This is a genomic window from Aurantiacibacter luteus (assembly GCF_001010945.1).
Classification (GTDB): Bacteria; Pseudomonadota; Alphaproteobacteria; order Sphingomonadales; family Sphingomonadaceae; genus Alteraurantiacibacter; species Alteraurantiacibacter luteus.
This window is the reverse complement of the sequence record NZ_LBHB01000001.1, coordinates 201,165-212,692: the sequence shown is the minus strand read 5'-3', so window position 1 is coordinate 212,692 and position 11,528 is coordinate 201,165. Positions and strand designations below refer to the sequence as shown.

The 11,528-nt window shown below is 67.0% G+C and carries 14 protein-coding genes and 1 other RNA gene; 12 read left to right on the top strand and 3 right to left on the bottom strand.

Going from position 1 to position 11,528, the window contains the following annotated elements; all coding sequences use genetic code 11:
• From AAW00_RS01010 to AAW00_RS00995, 4 genes are all read left to right on the top strand, one after another.
• Window positions 1-1,002 (top strand): arginine N-succinyltransferase, encoded by a 1,002-nt coding sequence (locus tag AAW00_RS01010; RefSeq protein WP_047002502.1) that lies wholly within the window; start codon window positions 1-3, stop codon window positions 1,000-1,002.
• A gap of 112 nt (window positions 1,003-1,114) precedes the next feature.
• Window positions 1,115-2,365 carry an N-succinylarginine dihydrolase gene (locus tag AAW00_RS01005; protein WP_047002501.1) on the top strand — a complete coding sequence of 417 codons (1,251 nt, stop codon included), beginning with the start codon at window positions 1,115-1,117 and terminating at the stop codon, window positions 2,363-2,365.
• 115 nt (window positions 2,366-2,480) lie between these two features.
• Window positions 2,481-2,720 carry a hypothetical protein gene (locus tag AAW00_RS01000; RefSeq protein WP_047002500.1) on the top strand — a complete coding sequence of 80 codons (240 nt, stop codon included), beginning with the start codon at window positions 2,481-2,483 and terminating at the stop codon, window positions 2,718-2,720.
• A 3-nt stretch (window positions 2,721-2,723) separates the two neighbouring features.
• Entirely contained in the window at window positions 2,724-2,957 is a 234-nt protein-coding gene (locus AAW00_RS00995) for a hypothetical protein (RefSeq protein WP_047002499.1), read from the top strand.
• A gap of 42 nt (window positions 2,958-2,999) precedes the next feature.
• Here the strand turns inward: AAW00_RS00995 and ssrA are convergent.
• Together ssrA and mscL are read right to left on the bottom strand one after the other, a co-directional pair.
• Window positions 3,000-3,342, bottom strand: a transfer-messenger RNA (tmRNA) gene (gene ssrA, locus AAW00_RS14420).
• 1 nt (window position 3,343) lies between these two features.
• Entirely contained in the window at window positions 3,344-3,853 is a 510-nt protein-coding gene (gene mscL / locus AAW00_RS00990; RefSeq protein WP_047002498.1) for a large conductance mechanosensitive channel protein MscL, read from the bottom strand.
• A 145-nt stretch (window positions 3,854-3,998) separates the two neighbouring features.
• On the opposite strand from mscL, the gene AAW00_RS00985 reads away from it, so the two are divergent.
• The 8 genes from AAW00_RS00985 (at window position 3,999) to AAW00_RS00950 (ending at window position 10,746) form a co-directional block, all read left to right on the top strand.
• Entirely contained in the window at window positions 3,999-4,676 is a 678-nt protein-coding gene (locus AAW00_RS00985) for a LemA family protein (protein ID WP_047002497.1), read from the top strand.
• 17 nt (window positions 4,677-4,693) lie between these two features.
• On the top strand, window positions 4,694-5,578 hold the full coding sequence (locus AAW00_RS00980) for a TPM domain-containing protein (protein WP_241461598.1): 885 nt from the start codon (window positions 4,694-4,696) through the stop codon (window positions 5,576-5,578).
• Window positions 5,578-6,252: a TPM domain-containing protein gene (locus AAW00_RS00975; protein WP_047002496.1), complete on the top strand. Its 675-nt coding sequence runs from the start codon at window positions 5,578-5,580 to the stop codon at window positions 6,250-6,252. Before AAW00_RS00980 ends, AAW00_RS00975 begins: the two co-directional genes overlap by 1 nt.
• A 22-nt stretch (window positions 6,253-6,274) precedes the next feature.
• Window positions 6,275-6,814 (top strand): NUDIX hydrolase, encoded by a 540-nt coding sequence (locus tag AAW00_RS00970; RefSeq protein ID WP_047002495.1) that lies wholly within the window; start codon window positions 6,275-6,277, stop codon window positions 6,812-6,814.
• A gap of 103 nt (window positions 6,815-6,917) precedes the next feature.
• The gene (locus AAW00_RS00965; RefSeq protein ID WP_047002494.1) at window positions 6,918-7,877 is read left to right on the top strand and encodes a 2-hydroxyacid dehydrogenase; all 960 of its coding nucleotides are present in this window, start codon (window positions 6,918-6,920) and stop codon (window positions 7,875-7,877) included.
• A complete protein-coding gene (locus AAW00_RS00960; RefSeq protein WP_047002493.1) occupies window positions 7,874-8,719 on the top strand; it encodes a hypothetical protein in 846 nt (281 codons plus the stop codon). Before AAW00_RS00965 ends, AAW00_RS00960 begins: the two co-directional genes overlap by 4 nt.
• A gap of 339 nt (window positions 8,720-9,058) precedes the next feature.
• Entirely contained in the window at window positions 9,059-9,409 is a 351-nt protein-coding gene (locus AAW00_RS00955; RefSeq protein WP_047002492.1) for a DUF3147 family protein, read from the top strand.
• Between the two features lie 143 nt (window positions 9,410-9,552).
• Window positions 9,553-10,746 (top strand): alpha/beta hydrolase, encoded by a 1,194-nt coding sequence (locus tag AAW00_RS00950; protein ID WP_156169887.1) that lies wholly within the window; start codon window positions 9,553-9,555, stop codon window positions 10,744-10,746.
• 184 nt (window positions 10,747-10,930) lie between these two features.
• On the opposite strand, the gene AAW00_RS00945 is transcribed toward AAW00_RS00950, so the two are convergent.
• Window positions 10,931-11,512, bottom strand: coding sequence for a LuxR C-terminal-related transcriptional regulator (locus tag AAW00_RS00945; RefSeq protein ID WP_047003417.1), 582 nt, complete (start codon window positions 11,510-11,512; stop codon window positions 10,931-10,933).
• Window positions 11,513-11,528: the final 16 nt, after the last annotated feature.

The window sequence follows — 11,528 nt, the reverse complement described above, 5'->3', positions numbered from 1 at the left end:
ATGCGCGCCGCCACGCTGGACGACCTGCAGCCGCTCTACGAGATGGCCAAGCTGACGGGCGGCGGCTTCACCAACCTGCCGCCCGACCGCAATTCGCTCAGCCGCAAGCTTGAACGCTCCGACGCGGCCTATGCCCGCGCGGGCGACGAGATCGTACCGGAAACCTTCGTGCTGGTGCTGGAGAACGTCGAGACCGGACAGGTGCGCGGCACCTGCCAGGTGTTCACCGCCGTGGGGCAGAACTTTCCCTTCTATTCCTATCGCATCACCACGCTGACCCAGCACTCGCAGGAGCTCGACCGCATCGTCACTGCCGAGATGCTGAGCCTCACCAACGACCTTGGCGGTTGCAGCGAGGTCGGCGGCCTGTTCCTCCACCCCGGCGAGCGGGCGGGCGGGCTCGGCCTGCTGCTGGCGCGCAGCCGCTATCTGTTCATCGCCGCCCACCGCCGGCGCTTCGGCGACCGCATCCTGGCGGAACTTCGCGGCATCATTGACGAGCGGGGCGGCTCGCCCTTCTGGGACGCCATCGGCGGCAAGTTCTTCGGCATGAGTTTCCAAGAAGCGGACGAGTTCAACGCCGTCCACGGCAACCAGTTCATCGCCGACCTGATGCCCAAGCACCCGGTCTACATCGCCATGCTGGACGAGGCGGCGAAGAAGGTCATCGGCCTGCCCCACCCCAGCGGCCGCGCAGCCATGCGGATGCTGGAGAACGAGGGCTTCAGCTTCCAGAACTACGTCGACATCTTCGACGGCGGGCCGACCATGCTCGCCGAGACGGACCGGGTGAAGAGTATCGCGGATGCACATTCCGGCGAACTCGAGAGCATAGCGCTGGAAAAGGGTGAAAAGGCGCTGCTGGCAACGGGCTCGATGGCCGACTTCCGCTGCTGCTATGGCAAGCGCGAATTGCGCGGCGAGGGTGTGGCGATCGACGCGCGTGCGGCAGACGTGCTGCGGGTTTCGCCCGGCGATACGGTGTGGAGCGTCGGCCGTTAGCTGCCCACTCCACTCACCCTGAGCTTGTCGAAGGGCCTTCCTTCCTTCAACCTGCGGTCAACACGAAAAAAAGCGATCCTTCGACAAGCTCAGGATGAGCGGAAAAGAGACAATGGCGCTCCAGGAAATCAACTTCGACGGCATCGTCGGGCCGAGCCACAACTACGCCGGCCTCAGCCTCGGCAATCTCGCGGCGACGAAGAACGCGGGCGCGACTGCCTACCCGCGCGCAGCGGCGCTGCAGGGCCTCGCCAAGATGCGGCGCAACATGGACGCGGGGCTGGCGCAGGGTTTCTTCGTGCCGCTCCCCCGCCCCGACACCGGCTGGCTGGATGCGCTGGCGGCGGATGAAGCCAACGATCCCGCGCTGATTGCGGGCGCCTGGTCGGCCTCGAGCATGTGGACCGCCAATGCCGCGACCGTCAGCCCCGCGCCCGATACCGCCGACGGGCGCTGCCACCTGACCGTCGCCAATCTCGTGACCATGCCGCACCGCAGCCACGAATGGCCCGACACGCTGGCGCAGCTGCGCCTCGCCTTTGCCGACGAGCAGGCGTTCGCGGTCCACGAGCCCGTCCCGCCGACCTTCGGCGACGAGGGCGCGGCCAATCACATGCGCCTGGCACCCGCGCACGGTGAGGCGGGGCTCGAGGTCTTCGTCTACGGCAGACCCGGCGGCCGCTTCCCCGCGCGCCAGCACGAGCAGGCGAGCCGCATTGTCGCGCGCCGCCACGGGCTCGATCCCGCGCGCTGCCTGTTCGTCGAGCAATCGGCCGAAGCCATCGCCGCGGGCGCCTTTCACAACGACGTGGTCGCCGTCGCCAACGAACAGGTCTTGTTCTGCCACGAGCAGGCCTTTGCCGATCCGGCGGGCACCTATGCCGCCATCCGCGACCTCTGTCCGGGCGCGCAGGTGGTGGAGGTGCCCTCGAGCGCGGTCAGCCTCGCCGATGCGATCTCCTCCTACCTCTTCAACGCCCAGCTCCTCACCCCGCCATCGGGCGAGATGACGCTGGTTGTGCCCGAGGAATGCCGCGAGAACGGCGCGGTCTGGGGCTGGCTGCAATCCATGCTCGCGGGCAACGGCCCGATCCGCCACGTCGAGGTGGTCGACGTGCGCCAGTCGATGGCCAACGGCGGCGGTCCGGCGTGCCTACGCCTGCGCGTGGTGGCGGACCCGGCGAGGGTCGACCCGCGCTTCCTGCTCGACAAAGAAAAGGTCCGGCGGATCGAGGGCGTGATTTCCGCGCACTGGCCGGAAAGCATCGACACGGCGCAGATCGGCGATCCGGTGCTGGCGGACCGCATCCGCCATGCGCGCGCCATGCTGCTGGAAACGCTGGACTTGTCGCAGCTTGCCTGACCGCGCCACGCGGTGTCGGCTTGCCTTACACCTGGCCTGGGCGTTAACCACGAAAGCCACGGAACCGCGCCATTGGCACGGCATTTGCTCTATGGTGCGTTAAGAAAGGGCAACGATGTTTCGCAAGATCGGCAGGCTGTTCGTCATCAAGACGCGGTGGGAAGCCTACATGATCATCTACGCGCTGGCGCTGGGCGCCTGTGCCAGAGGCGTGCATTACATCGAGCAGTATCCCGGCGTCGGCGGCAAGCTGCTGTTCCTCGCCTGCACCGGCGCCGTGTTCCTGGCGGGAGCCAAGATCCTCGACTGCCTCAAGTACGAGGCAAAGGAGCGCGAGGCGGAACAAAGAGCCTGATAAGTGGCGCGCAGGCCGCAAAAGCTGTTCGACGAAAACATGCCCGGCAATTACATGCCGGCCAACCGCGACGGTTGCATAGTGATGCTCGGCTTTGTCGCCATGGCATTGATCGTCGTCTTTGCGGGACAAATGCTCGGAAACGCGACGGGCAGCCCGTGGCCCGGCCGGGCCGGATGGGTGCTTTTCGTTTGCATGATCGTGGCGCTAGTCCGCTTCGCAAAGAGACACAGCTAAGGAGAAGGTGGGGGTTTCTGTTGCTAGCTACCCCCGGAGCCCCGGAATCCGTTCTGTTGCCCGGTCGGTCCAACCGCGCTTAAGCCTTGTAAGATCAGTCCGTTAGGACGTCAGATTACGCAGCAAGAGCGAGTGCTTCGTTATCGTTGGCACTTGTGTGTTTTGAACAGTTTTACGGGGTACTCAGCCCGAGCAAAAACACCGTCTTTCAGCACATGTCGATCCTGGTTCGGCCCCGTCAGAACGCGCAGGTCACTGCGGTTTTGGTGGAGCCGCCGGGTACTGCCCCCGGGTCCATTGTACCTATTTCACGGCGCACTTTATCGCCATAGCCGGCCGAAACCGGCAGGACCGATATAGCGCGCCGCGGATGAATGTGAAGTGGCTCAGCCCATCGGGCCGTTCTGCGGAGCGTAGTCGGGTGCCCTGGTAGGCGCTGCATCCCGGCGCAGTTCGGCAAGAATTTTTTTCAATACGTCGAGTTCCGGATTGGTCGGTACGTCGTCGCTGGTCGAGCTGTCCTCGGTCTCCGCCGCCTTGCGCTGCATCTCCTCGGTCACCTTGTTGACGCTGCGCACGAGCAGGAACAGCGCAAAGGCGACGATAAGAAAATTGATGATGGCCGTCAGCAATGCGCCGTAGCCGATCATGGCAACGCCCGCCTCCTTCAGCTGCTCGTAGTTAGTGAGCGAGCCTTCGTAACCCTCGGGCACGCTGCCGAGGCGGATGAACCAGTTCGAAAAATCGATGTCGCCGAAAATCGCGCCGATGATCGGCATGATGACCGCCTCGGTAAGCTGGGTGACGATCCCGCTGAAGGCCGCGCCTATCACCACGCCTGCCGCGAGGTCGATCACATTGCCGCGCGCGACGAATTTCTTGAACTCCGTGAACATAGTCCCTGTCTCTTCCCGTTTCGCGATCCGTACCCGTCTTGCGGCAGCCCGATGGGCCTTGGCAAGGCCCCTGCATCGGCTTGTAAGAGCGCGCAGCCGTGCTATATCGACAACACACCCCGCGGGGATCAGGAGGACCAGTCGCATGTTCAAGCGTATCGCCCAGCTCGCCACCCTCGCCATCGGCAGCCTCGCGCTGGCCGCCTGCGGCATCAATTCGGTGCCCACCAAGGAAGAGGCGGCCAAGGCCCAGTGGGGCAACGTGGAAGCCGCCTTGCAGCGCCGCGCCGACGTGATTCCCAACCTCGTCTCCACCGTGCAGGCCGCCGCCGTGTCCGAGCAGAACATTCTGACCGGCGTGATCGAGGCCCGCTCGCGCGCCACCTCGATCAACATCACCACGGACGACCTGTCGAACCCCGAGGAATTCCAGCGCTTCAACGAGGCGCAGAACCAGCTCACTCAGGCGCTTGGCCAGCTTCGCACCATCGTCGAGGCCTATCCGCAGCTCCAGAGCAACGCCCGCTTCGCCGACCTGATGGTGGAGATTGAGCAATCGAACAACATGATCAACACCGAGGTCGGCCGCTACAACGAGGCCGCGCGCGACTATAACACCGAGATCCGCACCTTCCCCTCCAGCATCGGTGCCAACGTGATCCACGGGTCCGAGCCGATGGAATACTTCGAGGCGGCCGAGGGCGCGCGCGATAACCCGAACGTGGAGTTCAACCAGATCAACAACGGCCAGGCCGCCAGCACCGCGGCCCCCGCGGCCACCAACGACAACGCCATGCAGGACCGCGCCGCGGCGGCCAATTGATCGTCGCCGGGCGGGTCTTGGCCCTGACCGTGCGCAAGCTGTTCGCCTTCCTCGGCGCGCTCGTGCTGCTGGCGCTGGCGCAGGTCGCCACGGCGCAATCGACGGCGGCGCAGCGGTACGACCTGCCGCCCGTGCCGGAAGGGCCGGTCTACGACGGGGCGAACATCCTCTCGCCCGCCACCGAGGCAACCCTCGACGCGCGGCTTCGTGACTACAACCGCGAGACAGGCCGCGCGATCATCGTCGCCACGGTGCCCTCACTGGAAGGCAGCGAGATCGAGCCCTACGCCACCGCGCTCTATGCCGACTGGGGGATCGGTGGAGCGCAGCGCGACACCGGCCTGCTGTTGCTCGTGGCACCGAACGAACGAAAGGTGCGAATCGAGGTCGGCTACGGGCTCCACGGTTATTTCGGCGGCATCATGGCGGGCCGCGTCATCAATGACGTCATCACTCCGCGTTTCAAGGCGGGCGACTTCGATGGCGGCGTGACCCAGGGCGTCGATGCCATCATCGCCCACCTCGCCAACAGTCCGGAAGATGCCATCGCCATCGAGGAGGCGGCGCAGACCGCTGCCGAGCAGGACCGCCAGAGCGACGGCGGATTTCCCATCGGCACGCTGATCTGGCTCGGCTTCCTGTTTGTCTTCTTCATCCTCCCCATGCTGCGCGGCGGACGCGGGCGGCGCAGGCGCTATGGCGCGGGCAGCGCGGTTGGCGACATCATCCTGTGGGAAGCGGGCAAGGCCATCGCTCGCGGGTTCGACGATAACGGCGGCGGTGGCGGCTGGGGCGGCGGCGGTGGCGGCTTCGGCGGCGGCGGCGGAGGGGGCGGCTTCGGCGGCTTCGGCGGCTTCGGCGGCGGCATGTCCGGCGGCGGCGGCGCGTCGGGAGGCTGGTGATGGGATACCTGAGCCAAGCGGATCACGAGGTCGTCTCGAACGCGGTGCAGCAGGCGGAGCTCGGCACCAGCGGAGAGATCGTGCCCGTCATCGCCGATCGTTCCGACGGCTATACCGATGTCGTCCTCGTCTGGGCCGCCGCAGCCGCGTTCACCGCCATGAGCGTGTTCGCTGCCTTCCCCGAATTCTTCCTCACCAAGCTCGACCTGCTGCGCGGCGGGTGGGTGCACGAATGGTCCTTTGGCGAGGTGCTTGCCTGGGCGGTGGGGCTGGGCCTCGTCAAATTTGCCGCCGTGTGGGCGCTGCTTAGCTGGGACGCGCTCAAGTTCCTGTTCGTCCCCGGCCCGGTCAAGCGCCAGCGCGTGTTCGAGCGCGCCGTGCGCCATTTCAAGGTCGGCGCGGAGGGGCGCACCAAGGGCAAGACCGGCGTGCTCATCTACCTCTCGATGCGCGAGCACCGGGCCGAGATCGTTGCCGACGATTCGATCACCGATCTCGTTCCCGCCGAGGTCTGGGGAGAGGCGATGGCGGACATGCTCGCCGAGGTGAAGCGCGGGCGCGTGGCCGAGGGCATCGCAGCTGGCGTGCGCGACGTGGGCAAGGTGCTGGGCCAGCATTTCCCGCGCGGCGCGGACGACGAGAACGAGCTGCCCGACCGCTTGATAGAGGTCTGAGCCTCGGTTAGCCCTCCCGCGCATGGACATCTCTCCAGAAACGCCGCCAGAGGAGACCTGCTGGCAAGGCCGCTTCATCGCCGCCAAGCGCCGCGGACGATGGGAATACGCCAGCCGCGCGCGCGGGATCAGCGCCGCCGTTATCCTCGCGGTGGACGAAGGCCATGTCCTGCTGGTCGAGCAATTCCGCGTCCCGCTCGGCAAGCGCTGCCTCGAGCTTCCGGCGGGCCTGATCGGCGACGACGACGGCGGCGAGAACGACGATCCGCTATCCGCCGCCAAACGCGAGCTCGAAGAGGAAACCGGCTATGCCGCTGACCGGTGGCAGGAAGTCGGCGAATTCTATTCCTCCCCCGGCATGACCGACGAGAGCTTCACCCTGCTCAGGGCGAGCGGCCTCAGGCGGGTTGGCGAAGGCGGCGGGGTTGAGGGCGAGGACATCGTCGTCCACCGCGTCCCCTTGGCAGGTCTCGCGCAGGCCGTGGCCGATTTCCGCGCGGGCGGCGGGGCCATCGATGCCAAGGTCGCGCTGCTCCTCGCGCCCGGCCTTCTGGCGCTCTGACGCGAATCCCGGCATTGTCGATCGCTATCCTGGCCGGCGATATCGATACCGTTGAGATAGCCCCCGCCTCGACTCGCAGCGAAACCGGGCGCATCACCCCCGCATGACGCTCAGGCTCCTGCTCTCCCGCCGCTGGCCCGAAACGGTCGAGCGCGCGCTCGCCGACCGGTTCGATGTGGTGCTTCGCGAAGGCGACGCGCCCATGTCGCAGGGCGAGCTGGCAGCGGCGATGGGCGAATGCGACGTGCTGTGCCCGACCGTTTCCGATCGCATCGACGCGGCCGTCATCGCGGGCGGCGACAGGGTGCGGCTGATTGCCAACTACGGTGTCGGCTTCGACCACATCGACCTCGCGGCGGCCGGGGCGCGGGGCATTGCGGTGACGAACACGCCCGGTGTGCTGACCGATGCCACCGCCGACCTCGCGCTGACGCTGATCCTGATGTGCGCAAGGCGCGCCGGCGAAGGCGAGCGCGAACTGCGGCGCGGCGACTGGAGCGGCTGGCGACCGACGCAAATGATCGGCAGCGCCCTGCGTGGCAAGGTGCTGGGCGTGGTGGGCTTCGGTCGCATCGGACAGGCCGTGGCCGAGCGCGCGAGGCATGGCTTCGGGATGCGCATCGCCTATCATGCCCGCCGCGAAAGCGAGGCGGCGGCGGCGCTGGAGGCAGGGTTCTGCCCCGATCTCATCGATCTTCTCGGCACGGCGGACATCGTGTCCCTGCACGTGCCCGGCGGCGAGGAGACGGCGAACCTGGTGAACGCGTCCGCCATCGCGGCGATGAAACCGGGCAGCTACCTCGTCAATACCGCCCGCGGCGGCGTGGTCGATCATGCGGCGCTCGCCGAGGCCCTGCGCAACGGCCATCTCGCCGGCGCAGGGCTCGATGTCTATCCCGACGAACCGTGCGTGCCCCCCGCCCTCCTCGCGCTGGAAAACGTCGTACTCCTGCCCCACCTCGGCAGCGCCACTGCCGAGGCGCGCGAGGCGATGGGGTTGCGTGCGCTCGCCAACATCGAGGCCTTTGCCGCGGGCAAGCCGCTGCCGGACAAGGTAGGGTGAGCGACGCGGTCGCCGACCTCATTGCTGCCGAGGGCCTGCCCGCAGACTACGCCGAGGTGGTCGAGCGCCACTGGAAGCCGCTCGCCGACCGGATCGCCACCCGCGCGGCGGGCCATACGCCGCTGATCGTCGGCATCAACGGCGCACAGGGATCGGGGAAGACAACGCTGTGCCGCTTCCTCGAGCTGCTGCTCGGCCGCCGGGGCCTGCGCGCCGTCACCCTCTCGATCGACGACATCTACCTCACCCGCACCGAGCGCATGGCGCTGGCGCGGCAGGTGCACCCTTTGTTCGCCACGCGCGGGGTGCCCGGCACGCATTCTCCGGCGCTGGGGATGGAGGTGATCGAGGCCATTCGCGCGGGCCGTGCCGTCACTCTGCCACGCTTCGACAAGGCGATGGACGACCGGGCACCCGAGAGTGTGCCGGTGCCGGGCCCGGTCGACGTGCTGCTGTTCGAAGGCTGGTGCCTCGGCGCCATTCCGCAGGATGAGGCCGCGCTGGCCGAGCCGGTCAACGCGCTCGAGGCCGAAGAGGACGTCGACGGCACGTGGCGCGATACGGTCAATCGCCTTCTGGGCGAGGATTACGCGCGGCTGTTTGCGCAGGTCGACCTGCTGCTGATGCTGAAGGTCGGCAGTTTCGCCGAGGTCCGCCGCAACCGCAGGCTTCAAGAGGAAAAGCTTCGCGCCCGCAATCCCGGCGCTCCCGGCCCGATGAGCCCCGCCGAGGTGGATCGCTTCCTCTCCCATTTCGAGCGGCTGACGCTGCACATGCTGGACGCGATGCCCGCGCGCGCCGACCTCGTCATCCCCATCGGCCCCGACCAGCGCCCGTTGTGACAGCCCTGTTTGCGGTGCTTTCGCCACTGGCCGCCAGCGCATGCACGAAGCTGCGATGCTCTTTCGGCGGACACCTCTGTCGCAGCCCTGAGGCAGGTCGATCTCTCGCGCTGGCTGAGCAATTATGAATAATGTCAGTGGGGGTGTGCAAGAGGGTCGGGTTGATGACTATGACCCAGAGGAGAAGCGACTGTTGGCTGCGGACATGGTCATTCTTGCAGCCGCCACACTGGCTTTGCCGGCGTATTTGAAAAGGGGCGGGGGAGAGATGAAGTCTACCGGCGGGCCCGGCAAAGGCAGCGGCATCGACAATGTGCCCCACGGCTGAGAGTTTCATCTATGCTTTATCTCTTCATCAAGGCCGCGCTGTCCGGCATCGTCATCGCCGTCGCCTCGGAGGTCGCCCGCCGCTGGCCGGGGATAGGCGCGCTGATCGTGGCGCTGCCGCTGGTCAGCGTGCTGGCGATGATCTGGTTGTGGCGCGACAGCCAAGAGGTGGAGCGGGTGGCCGCGCTGTCGGGCACGACCTTCTGGTTCATCCTGCCCTCGCTGCCGATGTTCCTCGTCATCCCCTGGCTGTTGCGCAGCGGAGTCGGCTTCTGGGCGGCGCTGGCGCTCGGCTGCGCGCTGACGACGCTGCTCTACCTCGGGATGATCTGGCTGGGCCCGCGCTTCGGGCTGCGCCTGTGACGGTGCACTCCCGCCGCGCGACGCGCCCGCTGACGCACCGATGATCGCCCAGCCAGCCCTCGCTCACGATGTGGCGGCGACCATCAAGCTATTGACGGCGGGTCCAGTTGTGCTCTGAAATCCGCATGAAGAGGGAGGAACCCATGTCACTTCGCCAGTCGCCAGCCTTGGCCGCCGCATTGCTCGCGCTGGTCGCGGTCGCTCCTGCCGCCGCTCAGGACGAGGCCGCGCCCCGCAGCTGCCGCGACACCGCGCCGTTCCAGCCGATGACCTACCGCTCGGTCGAGCCGCAAGATGATGGCCGCGTCACCTTTCGCCTCTGCGCGCCGGATGCGAGCGCGGTGAAGGTCGTCAGCAACGATCTCGACCCGTGGGTGCCCGCGGGCTTCACCGGCGGCCAGCGCGGCCTGCCGATGGTGCGCGATGCCAGCGGCCTGTGGAGCGTGACGACCGCCTTGCCCGTCCCCGCCGACACCTATCGCTACAACTTCGAGATCGACGGCGCCAAGGTGCCCGACCCCATGGCCTTCACCTTCAGCCGCGAGCGCACGGGCGTGAATTCCGTGCTCGAGGTGCCGGGCGAAGCGGGCGCGTTCCAGACCTTCCGCGAGAACGTGCCGCACGGCGTGGTCAGCCGCGTGGAGTACGTCTCATCCACCCTCGGCACCGTGCGCGAGGCTTTTGTCTACACGCCGCCCGGCTACATGAACGGCAGCGAGAGCTACCCGGTCCTCTACCTCGTCCACGGCGCGGGCGATTCGGCGGACAGCTGGACCAACGTGGGCCATGCCAACTACATCGCCGACAACCTGATAGCCGCGGGCGAGGCGGTGCCGATGATCATCGTCATGCCGTTCGGCCATACCCCGCCGAGGACGGGAGCGACCATGCTGGCGAACCCCGACTTCGGCAGCGACCTGACCGAAGACCTCGTGCCATTCGTAGATGCCAACTTCCGCACCCTGCCCGATGCCGATCACCGGGCGATGGCCGGCCTGTCGATGGGCGGCGCGCACACGCTCAACTTCGGTGTGACCCGGCCCGACCTGTTCGGCGAGGTCGGCGTGTTCTCGATGGGGCTGGGCTTCGACGATCCGCGCGAAGTTTCCGCCTTCGCCGCACGCAATGCCGAAGCGCTCGCCGCGCGTGCCGCGATGGCGGAGCCGGTCTATTACGCGATGGGCACCGACGATTTCCTCTACGCCAGCGCCGCCCCCACGCTCGCCATGCTGGCGGAGGCAGGCGTTGCGACGCATTACAACGAGAGCGACGGCGGCCACACCTGGATCAACTGGCGGCGTTACCTTGCGGATTTCCTGCCCCGCCTTTTCGATTGAGGCGCAGCGCGAAGCGGTGCATCGCGACCGGAATCGATGGAGAAGGGGAGAATGCGGGACCTGTCGAGGGGGGAAGGTTGGCCCCGGTCCGGTCGCGATGCAGTACTGCCTATACAGCAACGGTGCTCAAGCAAAATACGGCCGTAGGGTCAGCATCGCCTGTCCCGCGCCAAGCGAATAGCCGCTAGAGCCCGGCCTCGACGGCGATGCGGATCATGTCGGCGCTGCTCTGCGTGCCAAGCTTTTCCATCGCCAGCCCCCGGTGCATCTTCACGGTCTTTTCCGACAGGCCAAGCTCGTAGGCGATCTGCTTGTTTCGCAGCCCTCCTGCCACCAGCTTAAGCACCTCGCGCTGGCGGGGCGAAAGGCTCTGCACGGCCACGCTGGCCCGCTCGCGGCGCGTGATTTCGGGGCTGTCGCTGCTCTCGTCGAGTTCGACCTGCGAGCCGTGGAAATACATGACCTCCCCATCCTCGTCGAAGATCGGCGCCACGAGCACGGCGTTGCGGAAGGGCGTGCCGTCCTTCTTGTAGTTCAGGATCTCGACCAGCACCGCCTTGCGGGCGCGAATGCATTGGCGCATCCGCTCGCTCAGCCAGGGCTCGGTGCCGGGCCCGGCGAGGAAGCGGCAGTTGCGCCCCACGACTTCCTCTTCGGAATAACCCGTCAGGTCGAGGAAGGCCTGGTTGACCGCGATGATCGGATTGTCGGGTTTGCGCGGATCGCTCACGACGGAGGCGACCGGATTGCTCGCGATCAGGTCCATCACCTGCGCGCTGGTG